This window comes from Streptomyces sp. NPDC051636 (genome assembly GCF_044453765.1).
In the GTDB taxonomy this organism is placed as follows: Bacteria; Actinomycetota; Actinomycetes; order Streptomycetales; family Streptomycetaceae; genus Streptomyces.
In genome coordinates this window covers 317,183-341,424 of record NZ_JBITDA010000003.1, presented here as the reverse complement: position 1 = coordinate 341,424, position 24,242 = coordinate 317,183, and the positions used below count along the sequence as shown (strand labels likewise).

21 protein-coding genes and 1 pseudogene are annotated in these 24,242 nt (G+C 70.4%); 8 read left to right on the top strand and 14 right to left on the bottom strand.

The genetic code is table 11. The features are described from left to right. Positions 1–2 precede the first annotated feature (2 nt). Together ACIBBH_RS08570 and dapE are read right to left on the bottom strand one after the other, a co-directional pair. Positions 3–761, bottom strand: a complete 759-nt coding sequence (locus ACIBBH_RS08570) for a TIGR00730 family Rossman fold protein (protein ID WP_399403307.1) — start codon at positions 759–761, stop codon at positions 3–5. A 104-nt stretch (positions 762–865) separates the two neighbouring features. Next, complete coding sequence (gene dapE / locus ACIBBH_RS08565) at positions 866–1,945, bottom strand: succinyl-diaminopimelate desuccinylase (RefSeq protein ID WP_399403305.1); 1,080 nt, start codon at positions 1,943–1,945, stop codon at positions 866–868. 71 nt (positions 1,946–2,016) lie between these two features. Between dapE and ACIBBH_RS08560 the strand changes: the two genes are divergently transcribed. Both ACIBBH_RS08560 and ACIBBH_RS08555 read left to right on the top strand, forming a co-directional pair. Next, positions 2,017–3,018, top strand: coding sequence for a heavy metal transporter (locus ACIBBH_RS08560; protein ID WP_399403304.1), 1,002 nt, complete (start codon positions 2,017–2,019; stop codon positions 3,016–3,018). Positions 3,019–3,305: 287 nt separating this feature from the next. Continuing rightward, positions 3,306–3,752: an ATP-binding protein gene (locus tag ACIBBH_RS08555; protein ID WP_399403302.1), complete on the top strand. Its 447-nt coding sequence runs from the start codon at positions 3,306–3,308 to the stop codon at positions 3,750–3,752. A gap of 99 nt (positions 3,753–3,851) precedes the next feature. Here ACIBBH_RS08555 and ACIBBH_RS08550 read toward each other — a convergent pair whose 3' ends face one another. Together ACIBBH_RS08550 and fdxA are read right to left on the bottom strand one after the other, a co-directional pair. Next, positions 3,852–4,949 (bottom strand): bifunctional succinyldiaminopimelate transaminase/glutamate-prephenate aminotransferase, encoded by a 1,098-nt coding sequence (locus ACIBBH_RS08550; protein WP_399403300.1) that lies wholly within the window; start codon positions 4,947–4,949, stop codon positions 3,852–3,854. Between the two features lie 102 nt (positions 4,950–5,051). Continuing rightward, complete coding sequence (gene fdxA / locus ACIBBH_RS08545; protein WP_030669097.1) at positions 5,052–5,372, bottom strand: ferredoxin; 321 nt, start codon at positions 5,370–5,372, stop codon at positions 5,052–5,054. Between the two features lie 140 nt (positions 5,373–5,512). Here fdxA and ACIBBH_RS08540 point away from each other — a divergent pair, with 140 nt between their 5' ends. Continuing rightward, a complete protein-coding gene (locus ACIBBH_RS08540) occupies positions 5,513–6,538 on the top strand; it encodes a GNAT family N-acetyltransferase (protein WP_399403298.1) in 1,026 nt (341 codons plus the stop codon). A gap of 17 nt (positions 6,539–6,555) precedes the next feature. Continuing rightward, positions 6,556–7,407 carry a tetratricopeptide repeat protein gene (locus ACIBBH_RS08535; protein WP_399403296.1) on the top strand — a complete coding sequence of 284 codons (852 nt, stop codon included), beginning with the start codon at positions 6,556–6,558 and terminating at the stop codon, positions 7,405–7,407. A gap of 20 nt (positions 7,408–7,427) precedes the next feature. Here ACIBBH_RS08535 and ACIBBH_RS08530 read toward each other — a convergent pair. The 5 genes and pseudogenes from ACIBBH_RS08530 to ACIBBH_RS08510 form a co-directional block, all read right to left on the bottom strand. After that, positions 7,428–7,499: pseudogene (locus tag ACIBBH_RS08530) on the bottom strand (DNA-binding response regulator); the annotation flags it as partial. A gap of 63 nt (positions 7,500–7,562) precedes the next feature. Next, positions 7,563–9,851, bottom strand: a complete 2,289-nt coding sequence (locus ACIBBH_RS08525; protein WP_399403294.1) for a hypothetical protein — start codon at positions 9,849–9,851, stop codon at positions 7,563–7,565. Positions 9,852–10,043: 192 nt separating this feature from the next. Beyond that, on the bottom strand, positions 10,044–10,460 hold the full coding sequence (locus tag ACIBBH_RS08520; protein ID WP_399403292.1) for a DUF6113 family protein: 417 nt from the start codon (positions 10,458–10,460) through the stop codon (positions 10,044–10,046). Then, positions 10,457–11,320, bottom strand: a complete 864-nt coding sequence (gene mshB, locus ACIBBH_RS08515; protein WP_399403290.1) for an N-acetyl-1-D-myo-inositol-2-amino-2-deoxy-alpha-D-glucopyranoside deacetylase — start codon at positions 11,318–11,320, stop codon at positions 10,457–10,459. Before mshB ends, ACIBBH_RS08520 begins: the two co-directional genes overlap by 4 nt. Positions 11,321–11,550: 230 nt before the next feature. Further along, the gene (locus ACIBBH_RS08510) at positions 11,551–11,745 is read right to left on the bottom strand and encodes a hypothetical protein (RefSeq protein ID WP_190013027.1); all 195 of its coding nucleotides are present in this window, start codon (positions 11,743–11,745) and stop codon (positions 11,551–11,553) included. A 189-nt stretch (positions 11,746–11,934) separates the two neighbouring features. Between ACIBBH_RS08510 and ACIBBH_RS08505 the strand changes: the two genes are divergently transcribed. Further along, positions 11,935–14,058 (top strand): prolyl oligopeptidase family serine peptidase, encoded by a 2,124-nt coding sequence (locus tag ACIBBH_RS08505; RefSeq protein ID WP_399403288.1) that lies wholly within the window; start codon positions 11,935–11,937, stop codon positions 14,056–14,058. Positions 14,059–14,186: 128 nt separating this feature from the next. On the opposite strand, the gene ACIBBH_RS08500 is transcribed toward ACIBBH_RS08505, so the two are convergent. Genes ACIBBH_RS08500 through ACIBBH_RS08480 form a run of 5 tightly spaced genes read right to left on the bottom strand, consistent with a single transcriptional unit; the run spans position 14,187 to position 19,757 of the window. After that, positions 14,187–15,248: an ABC transporter ATP-binding protein gene (locus ACIBBH_RS08500; RefSeq protein WP_399403285.1), complete on the bottom strand. Its 1,062-nt coding sequence runs from the start codon at positions 15,246–15,248 to the stop codon at positions 14,187–14,189. Beyond that, on the bottom strand, positions 15,229–16,215 hold the full coding sequence (locus ACIBBH_RS08495) for an ABC transporter ATP-binding protein (protein ID WP_399403283.1): 987 nt from the start codon (positions 16,213–16,215) through the stop codon (positions 15,229–15,231). The genes ACIBBH_RS08500 and ACIBBH_RS08495 overlap by 20 nt, the downstream gene beginning before the upstream one ends. 7 nt (positions 16,216–16,222) lie before the next feature. After that, on the bottom strand, positions 16,223–17,203 hold the full coding sequence (locus ACIBBH_RS08490) for an ABC transporter permease (RefSeq protein WP_399403281.1): 981 nt from the start codon (positions 17,201–17,203) through the stop codon (positions 16,223–16,225). After that, a complete protein-coding gene (locus tag ACIBBH_RS08485; RefSeq protein ID WP_399403279.1) occupies positions 17,196–18,119 on the bottom strand; it encodes an ABC transporter permease in 924 nt (307 codons plus the stop codon). The genes ACIBBH_RS08490 and ACIBBH_RS08485 overlap by 8 nt, the downstream gene beginning before the upstream one ends. Before the next feature lie 6 nt (positions 18,120–18,125). Further along, complete coding sequence (locus ACIBBH_RS08480) at positions 18,126–19,757, bottom strand: ABC transporter substrate-binding protein (protein WP_399403277.1); 1,632 nt, start codon at positions 19,755–19,757, stop codon at positions 18,126–18,128. A gap of 471 nt (positions 19,758–20,228) precedes the next feature. Here ACIBBH_RS08480 and ACIBBH_RS08475 point away from each other — a divergent pair, with 471 nt between their 5' ends. The 3 genes from ACIBBH_RS08475 to ACIBBH_RS08465 all read left to right on the top strand — a co-directional run bounded on the left by ACIBBH_RS08475 (position 20,229) and on the right by ACIBBH_RS08465 (position 24,203). Then, positions 20,229–21,257, top strand: coding sequence for an ABC transporter permease (locus ACIBBH_RS08475; protein WP_399403275.1), 1,029 nt, complete (start codon positions 20,229–20,231; stop codon positions 21,255–21,257). 79 nt (positions 21,258–21,336) lie between these two features. Then, positions 21,337–23,103, top strand: coding sequence for an ABC transporter substrate-binding protein (locus ACIBBH_RS08470; RefSeq protein WP_399403273.1), 1,767 nt, complete (start codon positions 21,337–21,339; stop codon positions 23,101–23,103). 119 nt (positions 23,104–23,222) lie between these two features. After that, positions 23,223–24,203 carry an ABC transporter permease gene (locus ACIBBH_RS08465; RefSeq protein ID WP_399403271.1) on the top strand — a complete coding sequence of 327 codons (981 nt, stop codon included), beginning with the start codon at positions 23,223–23,225 and terminating at the stop codon, positions 24,201–24,203. Positions 24,204–24,242 lie beyond the last annotated feature (39 nt).

Sequence of the window (24,242 nt, the reverse complement as noted above, 5' to 3'; positions counted from 1 at the left end):
CGTTAGCGGCCCGCCTCCTTCGACACCAGCGCCACCGCCTCGTCCACCTCGTCCGTGACGTGGAAGAGCAGCAGGTCCTTCTCCGCCGCCTTGCCCTGGGCGATCAGGGTGTTCCTGAGCCAGTCGATCAGGCCACCCCAGTACTCGCTGCCGAAGAGGACGATGGGGAAGCGGGTGACCTTCTGGGTCTGGACGAGGGTGAGGGCCTCGAAGAGTTCGTCGAGGGTGCCGAGGCCGCCGGGCAGGACCACGAAGCCCTGCGCGTACTTCACGAACATCATCTTGCGGACGAAGAAGTAGCGGAAGTTCAGGCCGATGTCGACGTAGGGGTTGAGGCCCTGCTCGAAGGGCAGCTCGATGCCGAGGCCCACGGAGATGCCGCCCGCCTCGCAGGCGCCCTTGTTGGCCGCCTCCATGACTCCGGGGCCACCGCCCGTGATCACGGCCCAGCCGGCCTCCACCAGGCCGCGGCCCAGGCGGACGCCGGCGTCGTACTCCGGCGAATCCACCGGCGTACGGGCCGAGCCGAACACGCTGATCGCGGGCGGGAGTTCGGCAAGAGTGCCGAAGCCCTCGATGAATTCCGACTGGATGCGCAGCACGCGCCAGGGGTCCGTGTGGACCCAGTCGCTGGGGGCACGCTCGTCCAGCAGGCGCTGGTCCGTCGTGCTCGAGGTCACCTGGTCGCGCCGCCGGAGGACCGGTCCCAGGCGCTGCTCCTCCGGTGGCTGCTTCTTGCCCTCGGGGTTGCCCGTAGCCATGTAGCGCTCCCTCCGCTTGCCAGTCTTTCCACTTCAGCGTAGATCGCCCGGGGTTACGGACGGGGGACGTGAGCATGTCCGTCATGAAGCGCCACACCGGGACCTCAGCGCGTGAGCCAGGCTCGCAGACGTTCCTCGCCCGCCAGGATCTTTACGGTATCCACCCGTTCGTCCCGCTTGTGCGCCAAGTGCGGGTTGCCGGGGCCGTAGTTGACCGCGGGGACGCCGAGCGCCGAGAAGCGGGACACGTCCGTCCAGCCGTACTTGGGCTGCGGGGTGCCGCCCACCGCCTCGATGAACTCCGCCGCCGCCGGGTGGGACAGTCCCGGCAGCGCCCCGCCGCTGTGGTCGTCCACCACGAACTCCTCGACACCGCAGCCGGCGAAGACCTCGCGGACGTGCGCGATCGCCTCCTCCTCCGTACGGTCGGGCGCGTAGCGGAAGTTGACCGTGACCACGCACTCGTCGGGGATCACGTTGCCGGCCACGCCGCCCGTGATGCCCACCGCGTTCAGGCCCTCGCGGTACTCCAGGCCGTCGATGACCGGGTAGCGCGGCTCGTACGAGGCCAGGCGGGCCAGGATGGGGGCCGCCGCGTGGATCGCGTTGGAGCCCATCCAGCCGCGCGCCGAGTGGGCCCGCTCGCCCCTGGTCTTCAGCAGGACCCGCAGGGTGCCCTGGCAGCCGCCCTCGACCTGGCCGTCGGACGGCTCCAGCAGCACCGCGAAGTCGCCCGCCAGCCACTCGGGGTGGGCCTCGGAGACGTGCTTGAGGCCGTTGAGGTCGGCGCTGACCTCCTCGTTGTCGTAGAAGACGAAGGTGAGGTCGCGGTTGGGGGCGGGGACGGTCGCCGCGATGCGCAGCTGGACCGCGACGCCCGACTTCATGTCGCAGGTGCCGCAGCCCCACAGGACGCCGTCCTCGTCGAGGCGGGAGGGGACGTTGTCCGCGATCGGCACGGTGTCGATGTGTCCGGCCAGGATCACCCGCTCCGCCCGGCCCAGGTTCGTACGGGCGATCACGTTGTTCCCGTACCGGTCGACCGTCAGGTGCGGCAGCGCGCGCAGCGCGGTCTCCATCGCGTCCGCCAGCGGCTTCTCGGTGCCGCTCTCCGAGGGGAAGTCGACCAGCCGCGCGGTGAGCTCGGCGGCGTCCAGCGTGAGGTCAAGGGTGGTGTCGGCCATGGCGTCGACCCTAACCTGCCACCCCGGCACCCGGCGCGGGCGCGGCGACGGGCTCCAGTACCTTGTACCGCGTGTCAGAGCCGTCCCCCCTTCCCAAACGTCGCGGCCGTCTCTTCCGTTTCGGGGCGGCCTTCGTGGTCCTGCTGGCCGTCGCCGGCTATCTCGTGGTGCAGTACGTGACCGGCGGCACCGGCGCTCCGGGTTGCAAGGTGGTCTCCGCCGGGGACGACGGGGCGTCGTACGAGTTCACGCCCGAGCAGGCGGTGAGCGCGGCGACGATCGCCGCGGTCGGCACCGGGCGCGGCATGCCCGAGCGGGCGGTGACCATCGCGCTGGCGACCGCGCTGCAGGAGTCGGGGCTGCGCAACATCGGGCACGGCGACCGGGATTCGCTGGGCCTGTTCCAGCAGCGGCCCTCGCAGGGCTGGGGCACCAAGAAGCAGATCATGGACCCGACGTACGCGGCGGGCATCTTCTACGAGCACCTGGCCAAGGTCCCCGGCTACGCGAAGCTGCCGCTCACCGTGGCAGCGCAGCGGGTGCAGCGCAGCGGCTACCCGGAGGCGTACGCCAAGCACGAGCCGGACGCCACGCTGCTCGCCGCCGCCCTGACCGGGCACGCGGCGGCCACGCTGACCTGTGAGGGGCAGCCTGGGACGCACGTCGCGGCCACCGGTACGGACGCGGTACGGGCCGCACTGGTACGGGACTTCGGGCGCGACGCCTTCGAGGAGGCCGGTGCCGAGGTGAGCGGCGGGTCGGCGGCGACGCCGTCCCCGAGCGTGACCGCCGAGGCGCACGGGCGGACCGTGACCGTGCCGGTGCCCGCCGACGCGCCGGCGGACGGCACGAAGACGAAGACAGGGACGAAGCGGACCCCCCGGGAGCGCGGCTGGCAGCTGGCGCACTGGGCGGTGGCCAACTCCTCGGCGCTGCACATCGAGCGGGTGTCGTACGCCGGGCGGGAGTGGGCCGCCGGGAGCACGGACAGCCGGTGGCGCGGCGCCGGGTCGACGGGGGCCCGGGGCGCGGAGACGTCCGCGGGAGCCGTGCGGATCGTGACCGGCCAGTAGTACGGGTCCTCACTCGTCGGAGTCATGCCGTGCGGGTTGCGGGTGCGGGGTTCGGGGCTTTTCGCGGGCCGCCCGGGGGTCCCTGAACTCCTTGGGAGCACAGGGCCGTAAGGATTCTGCGGGGCGTCCGGACGGGCACCCTTTGCCCGTTTTTACCCACAGCAGATAATGCGATGCGTTATCAATTCTTTACCTTCGGCTTCCGCAACCTTCGCGGGCCTCGAGCGGTAGTCACTGCGTCCGAGTCCGGACGACCAGTTCATCGTTCCCTTCCGCGAAGGAGCATCATGTCCCTCCCCCTGACCCGCCGGATTGCCCGTGCCGCGCTGCTGGTAGCGGCGGGAGCGGCCGCCGGGGTCGGTGCGGCCGGCTCTGCCGGGGCGGCCACGAACCTGCCCGCCACCCCGGACCTCGGCGGGCTGACCGCCCTGGACGGGGCCGGCGCCGGCAACACCGTCGACGGCGCCGCGCAGCACGTCACCGGGCTCGCGGGTGACAACGGCAGCCAGGCGGTCAAGAAGGCGGTGCCGGCCGCGGGCAAGACCGGTGGCAAGGCCGTGAAGAAGGCGGTGCCGGCGGTGCAGAAGACCGCCGGGGACGCGTCGGGTGCGGCCGGCGGTGTGCTGGGTGACGCCGCGTCCACGGCGACGAAGGGTGGGCTGCCGACGGACTCCGTCACGAAGGGCGGGCTGCCGTCGTCGTCCCTGCCCACGAAGGCGCTGCCGCTCGGCTGAGTGTCCGGCTCCAGCCGGTGACGGGGTCCGGGTTCTCTTCCTGGGCCCCGTCGCCGTGTGCGCTTACTGCGGAACGACCGCCCACGGCGGCGAAGGCACCTACTCGGCCAGCCGCCGCACCGCCGCCGCCACCCGTTCGTCCGTCGCCGTCAGCGCCACGCGTACGAAGTTCTCGCCCGCCGGGCCGTAGAAGTCGCCCGGGGCAACGAGGATGCCGCGGTCGGCGAGGTGGGCGACCGTGGTCCAGCAGGACTCGTCGCGGGTGGCCCACAGGTAGAGGCCGGCCTCGCTGTGCTCGATGCGGAAGCCGTGGGCGAGGAGGGCGTCGCGCAGGACCGTGCGGCGGGCCAGGTACCGCTCCCGCTGCTCGTGGACGTGGGTGTCGTCGCCCAGGGCGGCCACGACCGCCGCCTGGGTGGGCGCCGAGGTCATCATGCCGCCGTGCTTGCGGATCTCCAGGAGCGGGCCCAGGACGGCCGGGTCGCCGGCCAGGAAGGCCGCGCGGTAGCCCGCCAGGTTGGAGCGCTTGGAGAGGGAGTGGACGGCCACGATGCCGTCGTACGAGCCGCCGTTCACGTCCGGGTGGAGGACCGAGACGGGGTCCGCCTCCCAGCCCAGCTCGAGGTAGCACTCGTCGGAGACCAGCAGTACGCCGTGCTCGCGGGCCCAGGCGACGATCCGGGTCAGCTCCTCCTTGGCGAGGACCTTGCCGGTGGGGTTGGAGGGCGAGTTCAGCCAGAGGAGCCTCAGGCCCTCCGGGTTCAGCTCGGTCGGGTCGTCGTAGGCCTCGTGGTCGGCGCGGGCGAGGCGGGCGCCGACCTCGTAGGTCGGGTACGCCAGACGGGGGTGGGCGACCTTGTCGCCGGGGCCGAGGCCCAGCTGGGTGGGGAGCCAGGCCACCAGCTCCTTGGAGCCGACGATCGGCAGGACGTGGCGGTGGGTGACCCCGCGGGCGCCGAGGCGGCGCTCGACCCAGCCGGTGATCGCGTCGCGCAGCGCCGGGGTGCCCCAGACCGTCGGGTAGCCCGGGGAGTCGGCCGCGGCGATCAGGGCCTTCTGGATCAGCTCGGGGACCGGATCGACCGGGGTGCCGACGGACAGGTCGACGATGCCGTCCGGGTGCGCGGCGGCCGTCTTCTTGTACGGCTCCAGCTTGTCCCAGGGGAAGGTCGGGAGGCGGTCGGAGACTGCGGACACGGGTCTGGCTCTCTTTCTCGTACGGCAAACGCCTCGGTCCCGCACAGCGATCAGGGGTGATCGGGCCGTGCGGGACCGAGGCGGCGCGGTTGCGGGCCGCTCTTACTGGTTCTGCGGCGGCAGCGCGGCGATGAAGGGGTGGTCGCGCTCGATCAGCCCCAGCTTGCTGGCGCCGCCGGGAGAGCCGAGCTCGTCGAAGAACTCGACGTTCGCCTTGTAGTAGTCCTTCCACTCCTCGGGAGTGTCGTCCTCGTAGAAGATCGCCTCGACCGGGCAGACCGGCTCACAGGCACCACAGTCGACGCATTCGTCCGGGTGGATGTACAAGGACCGCTGGCCCTCGTAGATGCAGTCGACCGGGCACTCCTCGATGCACGCCTTGTCCTTGACGTCGACACAAGGCTGCGCGATGACGTAGGTCACGCTGTCGTTCCTCCTCGATAGGGCGCTGGCGGGCCTCCTCAGGCTCCGCCGCCTGGCGCGCGGGAGCGCGGCGTCGTCGATGCCCGCCCCTAGTATCTCCGTTCCTGGGCATGATCCGAACAGGAGGGGTGAACTGACCTGTGGAAATCTCGGCCGCTGGGCGCTTCGAGGTCCGTATCACCGCTGCTGACGTGGGCAAACGGGTCTCGGTGCGGCGCCTGAACGACACGGCAGCACCGGGAGAGAAGTTCACCGACACGGTGGGTGTTCTCACATCATGGGACAACGGCGTGCTGCTGATCACACAGCGGGACGGCCGGAGTGTCCGCATTCCGGAATCCGCGCTGGTGGCGGGCAAGGTGGTGCCGGCCGCTCCGGCGCGTCGGCGGGGTCCGGCCGTGTCCTACACGGAGCTGGCACACGTCGCGTCCCGGGCGTGGCGGCCGGTGGAGAGCGAGCGGCTCGGTGAGTGGGAGCTGCGGGCCGCCGACGGGTTCACGCGGCGGGCGAACAGCGTCCTGCCGCTCGGCGACCCCGGCCTGCCCCTCGACGAAGCCCTGGCGGCTGTACGACGCTGGTACGGCGAGCGCGGGCTCCCCGCGTACGTCCAGACCGCGACCGGCGCCGAGGGCACCCAGGAGCTGCTCTGCGCGGAGCTGGAGCGGCGCGGCTGGGTGCGCGAGGTGACCGCCGAGCTGTGGACCGGCGCGCTGGCACCGGTCGCCGACCGGGCCGGGGACACCGCTGTGGTGCTGGCCCGGGAGGCGGACGAGGCGTGGCTGGCGCGGTATCAGCGCAAAGGGGTGAGTGAGGTGGCCCTGAAGGTGCTGGGGGGCGGGCCCTCGGTGTGGTTCGCGACCGTGCCCGGGGAGGGCGGTGGCGAGCCGCTCGCCATCGGGCGGTGTGTCGTGGACGGGCGGTGGGCCGGGTTCGCCGCCGTCGAGGTGGACCCGGCCGCGCGGCGGCGCGGGCTGGCCACCGAGGTGATGGCCGCGCTGGCCCGGCGGGCCCTGGAGGAGGGCGCCTCGGCGGCCTGGCTGCAGGTCGAGGCGGACAACGAGGCGGCGCGGGCGCTGTACGCCGGCATGGGCTTCGCGGCGCACCACTCGTATCACCACTACCGCGAGCCGGATGCCTCCGGTGGCCGGTGGTACGGATCGGCGTGAGGGGGCACGTGCCTGCTATGCGTCCCCCTTGCCCCCCACCGCCGGAACGGTCCGCCGAGCTGCGGCAGCGGTTCGCCGAGGAGGCGCGGTCCGAGCGGCCGGACCTGTCCGCGCTGTGCCTGCTGCTCGCCGCGCAGGCGGACGGCTCGCTGGACGAGGCCGGCATGGACACGGCGCAGATGGAGCTGGACCGGCTGGCGGGGCAGCTGCCGTTCCGGCCGGGCGGGCCGCGCGCGTGGGCGGTGGCGCTGTGCGAGCTGCTCGGCGACCGGTACGGGTTTCGCGGCTGCGCCGCGGACTACCAGCGGCTGGAGTCGTCGCTGCTGCACGAGGTGCTCGTGCGGCGGCGGGGGTTGCCGATCCTGTTGTCGGTGGTGTGGATGGAGGTCGCCCGCAGGGCGGGGGCGCCGGTGTACGGGGTCGCGCTGCCGGGGCACTTCGTGGTGGGGTTCGGGACGGCTGAGGAGCAGGTGCTCGCCGATCCGTTCGACGGGGGGCGGGTGCTGACGGGGGCGGACGCGGAGTTGCTCGTCGTGGGGGCGGCGGGGGTTCCGCTGGATCCGGCGATGCTGGCGCCCGCCGATCCGCTCGATGTCGTGCGGCGGATCCTGAACAACGTCCGGGCGTGGGCCGCGACTCGGCCGGAACGATCGGATGTGGGGTTGTGGGCGGTGGAGTTGTCACTGTTGCTGCCGTCCCATCCCGCGCAGCTGCGGTACGAGCGAGCTCAACTCCTCGTGCAGCGGGGTGATTTCCTCAGAGGCGCGGCTGAGCTGGAAGCGTACGCCGAGGTGGTGGGGGCGGTGGACGAGACGGCCGCGGACCGGGTGCGGCAGCAGGCCCATGCCGCGCGGGCGATGCTCAACTGAGCCCGGTCACAGCCAGGTTGGAGCCGGCCCTGCTCCCGCGCGATCCGCACCGCCTCCGCCCTGTTGCGTACCGCCAGCTTCTGGATCGCCGTACGGTGGGCGTGACATGCCGGGAGGGGGCGCCCTGTGTGATCACCGGGCGCCCCCTCTCCGGGTCAGCTGGGGTCGGTGTCGATGACGGCGACCCGGTTGGTCGTGCTCATCAGCGCCGGGCGCAGGGCGAGGTACACGTCCTCGACCGTGACGGCCGTCTTCCTGCCGTTGGCCCGGGTGATCAGCACACCGTCGAAGGCGTGGCCGTACAGCTCCTTCAGGACGGCCTTGTCGGGGGCGTCGACCAGCTTGCCGTCGACGGCCTTCACCCTCAGGAACTTCCGCAGCGAGTTCTGCGGGCTGAAGACGACCATGTGCGCGGCGTCGGTCCGCACCGTCACGTTGCCCGACATCGCGGGCTCCGCGAACTTCTTCATCATCCGGTCGACCTCCGCGTTGGAGATCGTCGGCTGCTTGGTGGTCGTCGGCACCGTCACCGGAGTCGACGAGGCCGTCTCCACCTCGGTGCGGTACGCCTCCTCGACGGCCTCCGTCGCCCGGCCGGCGTCGATGGCGTTGCCCGCCTTGCCGTACACGGCGACGGCCTTGCCGGACTTGAACTCGATCGTGCCCTCGGTGACCGAGCCGGAGCCGCCGCCGGTGTCCTGCAGGGCGGCCTGGAGCTTCTCCTCGTCGACCGGCATGTCCGGTTCGACGACCCGGTGCTGCCCGAAGAGCGAGCCGATCACGTGGACGGGGTTGTAGTCGCTCGTCGCCGCCGCGCTGACCGTGGACTGGTAGTCGAACTGCAGGCCCGCCTTGTCCGGCGTGAGGGAGACCGTCTTGCCGCCCACGGACAGCTTCAGCGGCTTGTTCACCCGGTCGCCGAAGGCGTCGTCGAGCTTCTTGACCGCCTCGTCGCGGGTGCCGCCGCCGATGTCGACGCCGAGCACGGTGGTGCCCTTGGGCACGTCGGAGTGGTTCATGAGCAGCCCGGCGCCGTAGGCGACACCGGCGACCACGACCAAGCCGCTGCCGAGCAGTACCAGCTTGTTGCGGCCCTTCTTCTTGGGCTTGGTCTCCGGCACGTTCTGCGCGACCGGCTCGGGCAGCTTGGGGGGCGTGTGCGGCAGCGGGCCGTCGGTGTGCGCGCCCGGTCCGAACGGGGACTTCGCGCCGGGCGGGACCACGGGGATGCCGCTGGTGACGGTGTGCCCGGAGACGTTGTCGGCCGGGGAACCGTAGCCGGGCGTGTCGGGCTCGGGGGCCGGTTTCTGCGGGGTGAGAATCGCGGTGTCGTCGCTCATGCCGCCACCGGGGCCGCCGGTGCCGGGGCCCGCGCCGGGGGTCGTACGGGGGCCGCCGGGGCCGCTCGGGCCGCCGAAGTCCGGGGCGTCGAACGCGAAGCCGGGGTCCATGCCGGCGTTGCCCGGGCCGCCGGGTCCGCCCGGGGTACCGCCGACGGGTGGTGCCAGCGGGCCGTCGCCGGTGACCGGACCGCTGGTCGGGCCGGCGGGGCCCTGCGGGCCACCGGGGCCGCCGCGGCCGTTCGGACCGCCGAAGTTGCTGGGGCCACCGGGTCCGGCCGGGCCGCTCTGGCCGTTCTGGCCGCCGCGGTCGTTCTCCGCGAAGTACGGCAGGTCGTCGCGGCGCGGCTCGCCGCTGCCACCGGAGCCGGGGCGGGAGCCGTTGCCCAGCGGACCCGCGGCCAGCGCCTCGGTCACGTCGAAGGAGCCGGTGCCGCCGCCGTGTCCCGGAGCCACGGGACCGCCGGTGGCGCCGGGGAGCCCCGCGCCGTTCGTGCCGCCGGGCCGGGAACCGCCCGGCACGCTCATGGAGCCGACCACGCCGCCGGGACGGCCGGTGCCCGGACGCGCGCCGCCCGAGGTGCCGGAACCCCCCGGACGCGCACCGCCCGCGGCGCCCGCGCCCGGAGCCGTCGTACCGCCCGCGGCGGAACCGCCCGGCAGACCGGCGCCGTTCGTGCCGCCGCCGCTCTGACCGCCCTTGCCCGCGCCGGACTTGCGGGGCGCGAACCAGTCGCTGGTCTTCTCCTCGGCCGCTGCCGGTGCCGGTGCCGCGGGCTCGGCGGGCGACTCGGCGGTGCCGGTGGACGTCGCGGCGGCCGCCGGCTGCGGGTCCGCTCCCGCGTCGTCGCCGATGCCCTCGGCATCCGCGACGGGCGTGCGCACCACAACCGGCGGGATCGGCCGTGATCCGGGGATGTTGATCCGGATCCGGGTCGTCAGCGTGGTCTCGGTCTTGCGCTCCTCCGGCTGCGCGGCCGAACGGCCCGCGTCCGTACCGTCGGCGGAAACCATGGGGGTCCCGTACGGCGGCGTGCCCGAGGGGTATGCGGCTCCGCCGCGCCCGTTGGGCCCGGAGGACGGAGTGTCAGTTTCACGACTCAAGGCAGGTTCTCCCGGTTGGCTCCGCCGCCCGTCACGACCTCACGGTGTCCCCCCCGAGCACGAGCGAAGTCGAGCGTCTGGGGGAGGCTCGGCGGCGCGCACCACCATACTGGCCGCTTCTGGCGCTTATCCCACGACCGCTGGGGAAACCCACACCGGACTCGCACGCGTGCCGTACGGCGAAGTGGTACGTCACTTGCCAAGTCGGGCGGCATCGCCCCCGGGTCGCCGCCCGGGCCCGAGGGTGGCGCAGATCACAGCAACGGCCATGCCGCCGAGCAGGAACAGGTAGGAGCCGCCGCCCGCGCCGAACAGGAAGTCCCCTTCGGGGCGGCTGGCGGTGAGGAAGATGACGGTGACGATCCAGCCGGCCGCCGGCGCGACCGCCCCCGCGCGGCTGCCCAGGGCGCGCGCCCCGCCGAGGAACAGCCCGGCCGAGCCCGCCAGGGCGAGCAGCAGCCCGCCCGGGAACCAGCCGGCCTGCACCAGGGACCCGGCCAGTGCGGTCACCGCGCCGAGCAAGAACAGCCCCAGGCAGGCGGCGGCCCGTCCGGCGGAGGGGCGTTGCAACGGCTGGGCGAGCATCGAACCCCGGCCTGCGGCACTCATGACGCCTCCTCGGTCCCGGCGAACAGATCGGTCTCCCGCACGGCCGGGCGCTCGCCGCTCACCAACTCGTAGTACTCGGTGCTGAACAGGGGCTGCGCCAGCTCGTTGGAGAGCGCGAAGTACGGCGCGTCGGGGGCCACCTCGATCTGGGTGGCGTGCGCGCGCATCGCGGCGGCCTTGGCGGCGGCGTGCGCGGCGCCGTCGATCTCGGTGGTGATCCGGTCGTCGTCGACCACGCCCGGTACGTCCTCCACGACGGCGGTCTTGGCGAAGGGCAGACCCGGCAGGTCGTCCCGCAGGCGGGCGAAGGCGGCCTCGGCGACCGGGCGCGGGACGCGGTTCCAGTAGACCTTGGGGATCCGCCAGCCCGCCTCGGCGGCCAGCTCCACGGCTCTCATGGCGACGCGGTGGGCCTGGATGTGGTCCGGGTGGCCGTACCCCCCGTGGTCGTCGTAGGTGACGAGGACCTGGGGGCGGACCTCGAGGATCACCTCGACGAGGTGTCCGGCGGCCTCGTCGACGTCGGCCTGCCAGAAGCAGGCGGGGTCGTCGTTGTCGGGGATGCCCATCATCCCGGAGTCGCCGTAGCGCCCCGCACCGCCGAGCAGGCGGAAGTCCGTGACACCCAGTGCGCGCATCGCGGCGGTGAGCTCGCGCAGGCGGTACTCGCCCAGGGCGGCGCCGGTCAGGTGCCGCAGCTCCGGCGGGATGACCTCGCCGCGCTCGCCGAGGGTGCAGGTGACCAGCGTCACGTGGGCACCGCGGGCCGCGTACTCGGCCATGGTCGCGCCGTTGTTGATCGACTCGTCGTCCGGGTGCGCGTGCACCAGCAGCAGACGCCGGGCGGGCAGTTCCGTCATGGACCCAGCCTATGAGGCGACCGCCCGTCTCCCACCACCTGCCCGGTCGTCTGTCACCCGTCGTCGTCGAGCGGGTGGCGATGGCGAGCGCGATGAGCTCCACCCAGTCGATGGCGTCCCCGATGCTGAGCCTTCACGCTGGGCGGCCCGGCAACCCGGCAACCAACGGGGTCGCACCTCGCCGCCCAGGAGCCGGTGTCCTCCGGGATCCGTGTTCCGGTCGAGCGTCGTCAGAACTTGATGCTGCCGATCATGCTAGCGACGTTCGTCGTCAGCTCGTTGATCGTCGGGGCGACGGTCGAGGAGGCGAGGTAGAAGCCGAGGAGGATGCAGACGACCGCGTGGCCGCCCTTCAGGCCTGATTTCTTGACCAGCAGGAAGACGATGATCGCCAGCAGCACCACCGCCGAAATCGAGAGTGCCACGGCGGCTCACCTCCAAAGATCCCAGGGACGTGGGGCTTTCGACTATGGGGGTTGTAGATCGATCCAGCAATTCCATACAGAAGCCAGCAGGTTCATACCCACTCGGTGGTAGTGATCATAACTATCCGTGCTCGCGCATCGCTCGGCGCACGGCCGCACAAGGGGGCGCATGGCCAATATGGTCAGGGCATGACGACCGAGCCTGACTCCTTCCCCCGACGGCACGCCCGCACCCAGCGGTTCACCCTCGGCGCGCCGCGCTCGTTCACGGTGGCGCCCGACGGTTCGCGTGTCGTGTTCCTGCGCTCGCACTCCGGTACGGACCGGGCGAACTCCCTGTGGGTTCTCGATGTGGCGGGCGGCGCCGAGCGGCTGGCGGCCGACCCGCGCGCCCTGCTGCGAGGCGCCTCGGAACAGCTCTCGCCCGAGGAGCGGGCACGCCGCGAACGCAGCCGGGAGGGCGGTGCCGGCATCGTCGGCTACGCCACCGACGCGGCCGTGGAGCTGGCGTCTTTCGCCTTGTCAGGGCGGCTGTTCACGGCGGAGCTGCGGGTCGGCACCGCGACGGAACTCCCCGTCCCCGGGCCGGTGATCGACCCGCGCCCGGCGCCCGACGGACGGCACGTGGCGTACGTCGCCGGGGGCGCCCTGCGGGTGGTGGGCGCCGAGGGTGAGGGCGACCGGGCGCTGGCGGAGCCGGAGTCGGAGGGTGTCACCTATGGCCTGGCCGAGTTCATCGCGGCCGAGGAGATGGCGCGTTCGCGGGGGTTCTGGTGGGCCCCGGAGTCGGACCGGCTGCTCGTGGCCCGCGCGGACGACACGCCGGTGCGGCGGTGGTGGATCTCCGATCCGGCCCACCCGGAGCGTGAGCCAAGCCACGTCGCGTACCCGGCGGCGGGGACCGCGAACGCGGAGGTCCGCCTGTTCGTTTTCGGACTCGACGGCACGCGCACGGAGGTCGTCTGGGACCGGGCCCGCTACCCGTATCTGGCGCGTGTGCACTGGTCAGACGCGGGGGCACCGCTGCTCCTGGTGCAGGCGCGGGATCAGCGCAGCCAGCTGTTCCTGGCCGTCGACCCGGACTCGGGGGCGACTCGAATGGTCCATGCCGATGAAGATCCAACATGGCTTGAACTTTTCCCTGGGGTGCCCTGCTGGAGTCCCTCGGGACAGCTCGTCCGGATCGCTGACGAGGGCGGTGCGCGGGTGCTGACGGTCGGCGAACGCCCGCTGACCGGCGCGCCCTTGCACGTCCGTGCGGTGCTGGACGTCGCCGCCGGCGACGTGCTGGTCTCGGCCTCGGCGGGCGAGGAGGCCCAGGCGCCGGAAATCGGCGAGGTCCATGTGTACCGGGTCAACGAGCTCGGCCTGGAGCGCGTGTCGCAGGAACCCGGCGTGCATTCGGCGGTACGCGCCGGAGGCGTGACCGTGCTGGTCTCCGCAGCACTCGACCGCCCGGGCGCCCGTGTACAGGTGCTGCGTGACGGGAAACGACTGGCAACTGTCATGTCGTACACCGAAGACCCCGGTTTGTCCCCGCGCGTGACACTCACCCAGGGGGGCGCACGGCAAATTCCGTGCGCCGTGCTTATGCCTACCGACTACCCCGGTGACACCGCCGGCGGCGCTCCCCTCCCCGTACTCCTCGACCCGTACGGCGGCCCGCACGGCCCCCGCGTGGTCGCCGCGCACAACGCGTATCTGACCTCGCAGTGGTTCGCCGACCAGGGCTTCGCGGTGGTCGTCGCCGACGGCCGCGGTACTCCCTGGCGCTCCCCCGCCTGGGAGAAGGCGGTCCACCGCGACTTCACCCTCACCCTGGACGACCAGATCGAGGCGCTCCAGGGTCTCGCCGAGCGGTATCCCCTGGACCTGTCCCGGGTGGCTATCCGCGGCTGGTCCTACGGCGGTTACCTGGCCGCCCTCGCCGTCCTGCGCCGCCCGGACGTCTTCCACGCGGGCATCGCGGGCGCCCCGGTGACGGACTGGCGGCTGTACGACACCCACTACACCGAGCGGTACCTGGGCGACCCGGCCACGGACGCGGCGGCGTACGCGAAGAGCAGCCTGGTCACCGACGACGGACTCTCCGCTCCGGCCGACCCGCACCGCCCGCTGATGATCGTGCACGGGCTGGCCGACGACAACGTGGTGGTCGCGCACTCCCTGCGCCTGTCCTCGGCCCTGCTCGCCGCCGGCCGCCCGCACGAGGTGCTCCCGCTGTCCGGCGTCACGCACTTCACCCCGCAGGAACAGATCGCGGAGAACCTGCTGCTGCTCCAGGTGGACTTCCTCAAGCGTTCGCTCGCATAACCGCGCAAACACCCACGAACCGCGTTAACACGCAGGCAACTTCACGGAAGCGGTACCGATATACGGACGCGCGAGGCTGAACAGCGTACGGCCGTGCGGGTGCCGTAAACGGGCCGGGGTGCGCTATGTCACCCCGGCCCGTTGCCGTGCTCCCCGGGCGGTACGACCTGCTTCTCCTCCGCGAAGTGACAGGCGGAGTCGTGGGCCGCCGGACCGGCCGTGAGGCGGAACTCGGCGGGGACCGCCAGCGCCGGTACCTCCAGGGCGCAGCGCTCCCGCGCCTTCCAGCAGCGGGTGCGGAAGCGGCAGCCGGAGGGGATGTTCGTCGGGGACGGCACGTCACCCGAGAGGATGATCCGCTCCCGGCGTGCGCGGGCCTCGGGGTCGGGAACGGGCACGGCGGACAGCAGTGCCTGGGTGTAGGGATGCGTCGGGTGCTCGTAGATCTCCGCGTCCCTGCCGATCTCCACGATCCGGCCGAGGTACATCACCCCGACCCGGTCCGAGATGTGCCGCACGATCGACAGGTCGTGCGCGATGAAGACGTAGGAGAGGTCGAACTCCGCCTGGAGCCGGTCCAGCAGGTTGATCACCTGCGCCTGCACCGACACGTCCAGGGCCGAGACCGGCTCGTCGGCGACGATGACCTCCGGGCGGAGCGCCAACCCCCGTGCGATGCCGATGCGCTGGCGCTGGCCGCCGGAGAACTGGTGCGGATAGCGGTTGACGTACTCGGGGTCGAGGCCGACCACGTCCAGCAGCTCCTGCACCTTCCTGCGCCGGTCGCCCTTCGGGGCGGCCTCGGGGTGGATCTCGTACGGCTCCCCGATGATGTCCCCCACCGTCATACGGGGGTTGAGGGAGGTGTAGGGGTCCTGGAAGACCATCTGGATGTTGCGCCGTACGGCCTTCAGGGCCCGGCCGGACAGCCTGGTGATGTCCTCGCCCTTGAACCGGATGGAACCCGCCGTCGGCCGCTCCAGGTTGCACAGCATCTTGGCGACCGTGGACTTCCCGCAGCCGGACTCGCCGACGATGCCGAGGGTTTCGCCCCTGCCGAGGGTGAAGTCCACGCCATCGACGGCCTTGACCGCTCCGATCTGCCTCCTGAACAGGATTCCGCGGGTGAGCGGGTAGTACTTGACGAGCCCGCTGACCTCCAGGATCGGCTCAGTCGTCGAGGCTGCCATGCAGGCACTCCCTCCAGAAGTGGCAGGCGCTCCCCCGGTCTTCGGCGACCTCGTACAGCGGCGGCTCGTCGGTCCGGCACACGTCCCGGGCCATCGGGCAGCGCGGGTGGAAGGCGCAGCCCGGCGGGATGTGCGTGAGGTTCGGCGGCAGGCCCTTGATGGCGCAGAGCTCCTTGCCCTTGAGGTCCAGGCGCGGGATGGAGTCCAGCAGGCCGCGGGTGTACGGATGAGCGGCGCACTTGTAGATGTCGTGCACGGGGGCCGACTCGACGATCCGGCCCGCGTACATCACCGCGATCCGGTCGGCCACGTCCGCGACGACCCCCAGGTCGTGGGTGATCAGGATCAGCCCCATGTGGTACTCCCGCTGCAACTCCGCGAGCAGGTCCATCACCTGGGCCTGCACGGTGACGTCGAGCGCGGTGGTGGGCTCGTCGGCGATGATGAGGGCCGGCTCCAGCGCCATGGCCATGGCGATCATGATGCGCTGGCGCATGCCGCCGGAGAACTGGTGGGGATAGTCCCGCACCCGCTGCGCCGCGCCCGGAATCCGTACCCGGTCCATCAGCTCGACCGCCCTGGCCCGGGCGTCCTTCCTGGACATCCCGCGGTGTACGACGAACATCTCGCCGAGCTGGTCGCCCACGGACAGCACGGGGTTGAGCGACGACAGCGCGTCCTGGAAGATCATCGCCAGCTGCGCCCCGCGGACCTTCCGCCGCTCCTCCTCCTTCAGCTTCAGCAGGTCCCGGCCCCGGAAGAGGATCTCCCCGCCGGTGATCCGCCCAGGCGGCATGTCGAGGATGCCCATGACCGCCTGCGCGGTGACGGACTTGCCGGAGCCGGACTCGCCGAGCACCGCGAGCGTCTCCCCCGCGTCCACCCCGTAGGTCACGCCGTTGACGGCCTTGGCGACCCCGTCCCGGGTGCGGAACTCCACGTGCAGGTCACGCACTTCCAGCAGCATGCCGCCGTCACCTCAGCTTCGGATCGAGGGCGTCGCGCACCGCGTCGCCGAGCATGATGAACGCCAGGACGGTGACCGCCAGCGCGCCGGAGGGCCACAGCAGGGCGTGCGGGGCGTTGCGGATGAAGGGGGACGCGGCGGAGATGTCGATGCCCCAGGAGACGCTGGGCGGCTTCAGGCCGACGCCCAGGTACGACAGGGTCGCCTCCAGCGCGATGTAGGTGCCCAGCGCGATGGTCGCCACCACGATCACCGGCGCGACCGCGTTGGGGGCGATGTGCCTGAGCAGGATGCGGGGGGCGGAGGCGCCGAGGGCGCGGGCGGCCTGGACGTAGTCGTTCTGCTTGGCGGTGATGACCGAGCCGCGGGCGATGCGGGAGATCTGCGGCCAGCCGAGCAGCACCATGAACCCGACGACCGGCCACACCGTGTTGCTGGTCACCACGGAGAGGAGGACGAGACCGCCGAGGACGACCGGGATCGCGAAGAAGATGTCGGTGACGCGGGAGAGGACCGCGTCCCACACACCGCCGAAGAACCCGGCGAGCCCGCCGAGCACCGACCCGAGGAGCGCCACCCCCAGCGTGGCGCAGACGCCGACCGTGACGGACGTACGGGCGCCGTAGACGGTCCGCGTGTAGACGTCGCAGCCCTGACCGTCGTACCCGAAGGGATGGCCCGGCTGGGAGCCCTCCTGGGCCTTGGCGAGGTCGCACTTGAGGGGGTTGCCGGAGGCGATCGCCGAGGGCCACAGGGAGATGACGACCAGGAAGAGGATGACGAGCCCGGAGATGACGAAGACCGGGTTGCGGCGCAGGTCCCGCCAGGCGTCGGACCAGAGGGAGCGCGGCCTGCCCGCCGGGCCGGTTCCCTGCGGGCCTCCCGGTGTCCTCTCCAGGGTCACCGCCTCGCTCGCCGCCAGGTCCATCGCGCCGCCCATGCCGGTGCCCGCGATGGCGCCCTCGGGCTCGTACGGCTGCTCAGGCATAGCGGATCCTCGGGTCGAGTACGGCGTAGAGGAGGTCGACGAGCAGGTTGGCCACCAGGAACACCAGGACGAGGACGGTCACGAAGCCGACGACCGTCTGGGTGTTGTGACGCAGGATCCCCTGGTAGAGCTGAAAGCCCACGCCGTGGATGTTGAAGATCCGCTCGGTGACGATCGCGCCGCCCATCAGGGCGCCGATGTCGGTGCCGATGAAGGTGACCACGGGGATGAGCGAGTTGCGCAGCAGGTGCCGGGTGATCACGCGGCGCCTGGGCAGGCCCTTGGCGATCGCCGTGCGGACGTAGTCGGACCGCTTGTTCTCCGCGATGGAGGTGCGGGTCAGGCGGGTGACGTAGGCGAGCGAGACGGAGGCCAGCACCAGGCCGGGCACGATCAGCTCGTCGAAGGTGGCCTCGGACGGGACCGACGGCTTGATCCAGCCCCACTCGACGCCGAGCAGGAGCTGGAGCAGCAGACCGGTGACGAAGACGGGGACGGAGATGACGACCAGGGTGGCCACCAGCACGCCGGTGTCGACGGGCCGGCCGCGCCGCAGCCCGGTGAGCACGCCCAGGGTGATGCCGATGACGATCTCGAGGAGGACCGCCACGATCGTCAGCCGGATGGTGACGGGGAACGCCGTGGACATCAGCTCGGTGACCTTCTGCCCGTTGAACGCGGTGCCGAAGTCGCCGGTGAAGACGTTCCCCATGTAGGTCAGGTACTGCCGCCACACCGGCTTGTCGAGGCCGAACTCCTTCTTCAGCTGGGCGGCCGTCGCCGGGTCGCACTGCCGCTCGCCGCACAGGCCGGCGACGGGGTCGCCCATCACGTTCACCATCAGGAAGATCAGCAGAGTGGCCCCGACGAACACCGGGATCATCTGGAGCAGACGCCTCGCGACGTAGCGCCCCATGGCGGCTCAGCCGACCTTGATCTCGTTGTAGACGGGGACGCTGAAGGGGTTGAGCGCCACGTCGGACAGCCGCTCGGAGTAGCCTGCGCTGCCGTTCTGGTACCAGAGCGGGATCGCGGCCATGTTGTCCCGGACGACCTCCTCGGCCTTCTGGAAGGTCTGGACGGCCTTGGCCGGGTCGGTCTCGGCGTTGGCCTGGTCGACGAGCTTGTCGAAGTCCTTGTCGGACCACTTGCCGTCGTTGGAGGAGGCGTTCGTGTAGTAGAGCGGCTGCAGGAAGTTCTGGATGAGCGGGTAGTCCATCTGCCAGCCGGCCCGGAACGGGCCCGGCATCTTGTGCCGGCTGATCTGGTTGCGGAAGTCGGCGAAGGTGCCGACCGGGTTGCCGACGCAGGCCTTGTCGTTGCCGAGGGCGTTGTTGATGGAGTTGCACACGGCGTCCACCCACATCCTGTGCGATCCGGTGTCCGCGTTGTAGGTGATGCTGAGCCGGCCGCCCGGCAGCCCGCCGCCCTCCTGGACCAGCCTCTTGGCCTCGCCCGGGTTGTACTCGCAGGCGTCCCCGCACAGCCCGTCCTTGAAGCCGCCGTCCGCGCCGAGGACCGGCGAGGTCCAGTCGGTGGCCGGGGTACGGGTCTGCTGGAAGATCGTGTCGGTGATCTGCTTGCGGTTGATCGCCATGGACAGGCCCTTGCGTACCTTCTCCGTGCCGCTCCGGTTCCAGTCCTTGTCGTAATAGGGGAAGGCGAGGGTCTGGATGATGCCGGCCGGGGTGTTGATGTAGCGGCCGCCCAGGTCGTTCTTCACGTTCTTCAGCTGCGAGGCGGGGACGTCGTCGACCAGGTCGAGGTTGCCGGCCAGCAGGTCGGTGTAGGCGGTGTCGTTGTCCGTGTACACCTTGAGGGTCACGCCGCCGTTGCGCGCCTTGTCCGCGCCGGGGTAGCCGTCCCACTTCCTCAGGGACATCTGCGAGCCCCTGGTGTACGACTCGATGGTGTACGGCCCGTTGCCCACCGGCTTCCTCACCCAGGCCGCGTGGTCGGAGAAGAACGCCCGGGGCAGCGGTGCGAACGCCGCGTAGCCCAGGGTGTCGGGGAAGCCGGAGAACTTCTGGTTGAGCCTGACGGTGAAGGTCCGGTCGTCGACGACCCGGAGGCCGGAGAGCGTGTCGGCGCTCTGCGCGCCCTGGGCCGGGTGGACCTTGTCGTAGCCCTCGATGTAGCCGAAGAAGTACGCGTTCTTCTGGTTGTTCCTCAGGCCGGCGCCGTAGTTCCAGGCGTCGACGAAGGATCTGGCGGTGACCTTCTCGCCGTTGGAGAAGGTCCAGCCGTCCTTGACGGTGATCGTGAAGTTCCGCGAGTCCGGGGTGTCGATCTTCTCGGCCAGCATGTCCACGGCCGCGCCGGTCTTCGGGTCGTACTTCTTCAGACCCCGGAAGATCATGTCGAGGACCTTGCCGCCCTGCACCTCGTTGGTGTTGGCCGGCTCCAGCGGGTTCTGCGGGTCACCCCAGGACGAACTGAGCACCGCGCCGCCGTTTCCACCGCTGCCGCTCCCGCCGCCGCCCCCGCAGGCCGTCGCGGCGAGCGCCACCGCCGCCGCGCAGGCGGCGCGTCTGGCGTGCGTGGCTGCGCGCATGGGTGTCTCCTCCGTGGACGCCGATCACTTATCGGTCAATATCAACAGACAAGACGCATAACGCACGGCTGACCCCCCGTCATGGAGCCTTTAGAGGGACAGATCATCCGGATGCCCGCGGGGCCCGGACGTCGGGCTGGGTGACCTTACGCGCGGGGCGCAACGGATCTCCGTGCAACGATGCCGAAACGTTGGATTCGGACCGGTCGATGTACGCATGTCGACACACAGGCGTCCGCATATCGAACTTGTTGCCCGATTAGTCTAATTAGTCCGATGTGAAGCACGGATAGATCACGGCGCGCTACCCGCGTAGCTACGGAATGGTCAAGTGCAAGCAAAGAGGGTAAAGACAAAGCCAAGCCGCCCGAGAATTTATTGACCTTGAATGAATTGCGTTGAAAAAGTCCGGCGTAGCCCGTAGGGGAGCGCCCTGCGGAGTCATCAGACCCTCCCTGGGCCAGGAGCACCATGACCCCCCCAACTCCATCTGCGGCTGCCCCGCTCGAGGTGACCGACGAGAGCGTCGAGAAGTCGATCACTTCTCCCGACTCCAAGGGCAACGAGAGCAGGTCCCCGGGACAGCTGGCTTGGCGCCGGTTCAAGCGGGACCGTACGGGTGTGATCTCGGCGATCATCGTGATCGCCTTCTTCATGATCGGTCTCGCCGCACCGCTCATAGCCAAGCTGTACGGAAAGGACCCGTACACGACATACGGCCTCAACACGCCCGGTCTGCTGGGCGACAACGGCCTTCCGGCGAAGCCGAACGGCGGCATCGACAGCGAGTTCTGGTTCGGCATCGACCCACAGCTCGGCCGTGACGTCTTCACCTTCCTGCTCTACGCGATCCGCAACTCGCTGCTGATCTCCACCGCCATCACGATCCTCGTCATGATCGTCGGTGTGGCGATCGGCGTCACCGCGGGTTACATCGGCGGCAAGACCGACTGGTTCTTCGGCCGGGTCATCGACATCCTGCTCGCCTTCCCTCAGCAGCTGTTCTTCGTGGCGTTCACGCCGGTGGTCCTGAACCTGTTCGTGCCCCCGAACGAGGACACTCCGACCTGGATCGTCGTGGTCTCCCTGATCTCGCTCCTGGTCGTCTTCGGCTGGGCCTCCATCGCCCGACTGCTGCGTGGTCAGGTACTGGCCCTGCGTGAGCGGGAGTTCGTCGAGGCGGCGAAGGTCACGGGTGCCTCTCCGGCCCGCATCATCTTCAAGGAACTGCTGCCCAACCTGTGGACGCCGATCCTGATCCAGGGCACGCTCCTGCTGCCGCTGATGGTCACCACCGAAGCGGGCCTCGCCTTCCTCGGTGTCGGCATGCAGGACCCGACCCCCGACTGGGGCGTCATGATCGGGTACGCCACCGGCTTCTACCAGGACGACATCACCTTCCTGCTCTTCCCCGGCATCACGATGGTGATCTTCGTGCTGGCGTTCAACCTCCTCGGTGACTCGGTGCGCGACGCGCTCGACCCGAAGACCAAGCGCTGACTCCGGCCCTCTTCAGGACTTCGGCAAGGACGCCGAAGTGCCGGATCTGTCTCATCAACCCACTCCAAGGCAGGATGCGATGTCCTTCTCGCGCAGAAACTTCCTGATAGCCACTGGCGTTGCCGCCGCCTCCGGCTCCGTGCTGACCGCGTGCAGCAGCGGCAATTCCAGCAGCTCCGGCAACACCGGCAAGCAGGAAGCGGCCAAGGCCCACACGACCACGGTCAAGATCGGCACGGCGGAGGACTCCAAGGGCCCGGCTCCGGAGGTCTCCGGCGCCAAGAAGGGCGGCAAGGTCTACCTGCTGAACGACGACGACTTCTCCCACCTCGACCCGCAGCGCGTCTACTACGCCTGGAACTCGCTCGCGTCGATCGTCCTCAACCGCTGCCTGACCAACTACAAGGTCGCGGACGACGGTTCGATGACCCTGGTCGGTGACCTCGCCACCGACACGGGCACCATGAAGGACGGCGGCAAGACCTGGTCCTTCACCCTGAAGGACGGCGTCAAGTGGGAGGACGGCTCCGACGTCACCGTCGACGACGTCCGGCACGGCTTCGAGCGCGCCTTCGCCAACTTCATCACCGAGGGCGCCGTGTACGCCCAGACCTGGCTGACGGGCAGCCAGGAGTACCGCAAGTCCTACGCGGGTCCCTTCAAGGGCAACAAGCACCTCAAGTCGATCACGACGAGCGGGAAGACCATCACCTTCCACCTCTCCGAGGCGCGCCCGGACTTCAACTACGTGCTCGCCATGAGCTCGTACGCTCCCACCCCGGTGAAGCACGACACCAAGCAGGACTACGACAAGAAGCCGTTGTCGAACGGTCCTTACAAGATCAAGTCGCACGCCACCGACAAGTCGATGGTCCTGGTCCGCAACGAGCACTGGGACCCGAACACGGACCCGATCCGCAACGCGTACCCGGACGAGTTCGACTTCACCTTCGGCATCGAGGCGGAGACCGCCGCCGACCGCATCATCGCCGACTCCGGCAACGACCAGTACGCCGTTTCCTGGCGCACGGTCCCGCAGGCGCGCCAGCAGCAGGCCACCACCAAGGCGAAGGACCGTCTCTTCGAGGACCTCAGCAGCGGCACCAGCGTCTACTGGATCAACCAGACCCGCGTCACGGACATCAAGGTCCGCGAGGCCATCATCCGTGCCTGGCCGACCGCCGGCATCCGTCAGATCCAGGGCGGCACCCACCGCGGTGACTACGCGACCGGCATCATGAGCCCGCTCGTCGCCGGCTACAAGTCGCAGGACGTCTGGGGCAAGCTGAAGAACCCGGCGGGCGACGCGAAGGCCGCCAAGGCGATCCTGAAGAAGGCCGGCAAGCTCGGCACCAAGGTCGTCTACGCCTACCAGCAGGACCCGATCAACGCCAAGGTCAAGGTCGTCGTCGAGAACGCCCTGAAGGCGGCCGGCTTCGACGTCGTCTCCAAGGGCATCGACTCCACCACCTGGTACGACCAGATCGGCAAGATCGACAACGAGTACGACATCTACTGGGGTGGCTGGTCCGCCGACTGGCCGACCGGTTACTCGGTCTTCCAGCCGCTGTTCGACAGCCACAACGTGGTGGACCAGGGCACCAACTACTGCCACCTGAAGAACGACGACGTGGACGCGGCGATCAAGGCCGCCACCTCCGAGACCGATCAGGACAAGGCCAACGCCATGTGGGCCGCGCTGGACAAGCAGGTCACCGAGCTGGGCGCCTTCATCCCCGACGTGTACATGAAGCGCCTGTACATCCACGGCTCGAAGCTCGGCAACGTGAAGATGGACCCGAACTTCGACGGCTGCATGCTCTACAAGATGTACGTCAAGGCCTGATCCATCCCTGAGAGGTGGGGCGGTGACCGACCGCCCCACCCTCGGCTCGTCCACCGGGCCTCCGGCCACCCCGGCCCGGCCCGATCCGCACGACGGCCCTCCCAGGAAAGCCAACCCCCATGCTTCGCTTCCTCGTCCGCCGACTCCTCGGCGCCGCGATCACGCTGGTGATCATCAGCGCGATCACGTTCATGCTCTTCTACGCGGTGCCGCGCGACCCGGCCCGAGTCGCCTGCGGCAAGGTCTGCACGCCGGAGACGCTCGAAGTGATCCGCCACAACATGGGGATCGCCGACCCGATGCCGGTCCAGTACTGGCACTGGCTGGAGGCCATCTTCGTGGGCCGGGACTACACGGGCTTCGGCCACTGCGACGCCCCGTGCCTGGGCTACTCGTTCATCAACCGCGAGCCCGTCCTCGCCACGGTCCTGGACCGGTTCCCGACCACGGCCTCCCTCGCCCTCGGCTCCTCGGTCGTCTTCCTCGTCTTCGGCATCGGCACCGGCATGCTCGCCGCGGTGAAGCAGGGCCGGCCCACCGACAAGATCGCGAGTTCCGCCTCTCTGATCGCGTCGTCGATGCAGATTTACTTCGTCGGCCCGGTGGCCCTGTACCTCCTCGTGTACCAGTCGCACCTGCTCGAGCAGCCCTCGTACACGCCCTTCAGCGAGAACCCGGGCGCCTGGTTCAGCGGCCTGCTCGTGCCGTGGCTGGTCCTGGCGCTGATCTGGACCGCCAACTACACCCGTATGACCCGCTCCCAACTGGTCGAGACGCTCAGCGAGGACTACGTCCGCACCGCCCGCGCCAAGGGCCTGTCCCGGCGCAACGTCTTCTTCCGTTTCGCCTGGCGCGGCGCGATGGGCCCGATCGTCACGATCTTCGGTATCGACATGGGCGTGCTGCTCGGCGGAGCGATGATCACCGAGAAGACCTTCAGCCTCCAGGGCCTCGGCATGCTCTCCGTGAAGTCGGTGATGAACAACGACCTCCCGATGCTCCTCGGCGTCATGATCATCACCGCTGCCTTCGTGGTCGTCGCCAACATCGTCGTCGACGCCTGCTACGCCCTGATCGACCCGCGGATCCGGCTCGCCTGACCCCGCCCGCCCCCGACCGCAACCCCGCATCACCCCCCT

What these genes read in the sequence shown, in the direction of transcription:
- ACIBBH_RS08535 (WP_399403296.1), top strand. Translation starts at nt 6,556, where the DNA reads ATGCGTCCCCCTTGCCCCCCACCGCCGGAACGGTCCGCCGAGCTGCGG.
- ACIBBH_RS08480 (WP_399403277.1), bottom strand. Translation starts at nt 19,757, where the DNA reads ATGCGCGCAGCCACGCACGCCAGACGCGCCGCCTGCGCGGCGGCGGTG.
- ACIBBH_RS08555 (WP_399403302.1), top strand. Translation starts at nt 3,306, where the DNA reads ATGTCCCTCCCCCTGACCCGCCGGATTGCCCGTGCCGCGCTGCTGGTA.
- ACIBBH_RS08470 (WP_399403273.1), top strand. Translation starts at nt 21,337, where the DNA reads ATGTCCTTCTCGCGCAGAAACTTCCTGATAGCCACTGGCGTTGCCGCC.
- ACIBBH_RS08505 (WP_399403288.1), top strand. Translation starts at nt 11,935, where the DNA reads ATGACGACCGAGCCTGACTCCTTCCCCCGACGGCACGCCCGCACCCAG.
- ACIBBH_RS08495 (WP_399403283.1), bottom strand. Translation starts at nt 16,215, where the DNA reads ATGCTGCTGGAAGTGCGTGACCTGCACGTGGAGTTCCGCACCCGGGAC.
- ACIBBH_RS08465 (WP_399403271.1), top strand. Translation starts at nt 23,223, where the DNA reads ATGCTTCGCTTCCTCGTCCGCCGACTCCTCGGCGCCGCGATCACGCTG.
- ACIBBH_RS08520 (WP_399403292.1), bottom strand. Translation starts at nt 10,460, where the DNA reads ATGAGTGCCGCAGGCCGGGGTTCGATGCTCGCCCAGCCGTTGCAACGC.
- ACIBBH_RS08485 (WP_399403279.1), bottom strand. Translation starts at nt 18,119, where the DNA reads ATGGGGCGCTACGTCGCGAGGCGTCTGCTCCAGATGATCCCGGTGTTC.
- dapE (WP_399403305.1), bottom strand. Translation starts at nt 1,945, where the DNA reads ATGGCCGACACCACCCTTGACCTCACGCTGGACGCCGCCGAGCTCACC.
- ACIBBH_RS08500 (WP_399403285.1), bottom strand. Translation starts at nt 15,248, where the DNA reads ATGGCAGCCTCGACGACTGAGCCGATCCTGGAGGTCAGCGGGCTCGTC.
- mshB (WP_399403290.1), bottom strand. Translation starts at nt 11,320, where the DNA reads ATGACGGAACTGCCCGCCCGGCGTCTGCTGCTGGTGCACGCGCACCCG.
- ACIBBH_RS08475 (WP_399403275.1), top strand. Translation starts at nt 20,229, where the DNA reads ATGACCCCCCCAACTCCATCTGCGGCTGCCCCGCTCGAGGTGACCGAC.
- ACIBBH_RS08570 (WP_399403307.1), bottom strand. Translation starts at nt 761, where the DNA reads ATGGCTACGGGCAACCCCGAGGGCAAGAAGCAGCCACCGGAGGAGCAG.
- ACIBBH_RS08490 (WP_399403281.1), bottom strand. Translation starts at nt 17,203, where the DNA reads ATGCCTGAGCAGCCGTACGAGCCCGAGGGCGCCATCGCGGGCACCGGC.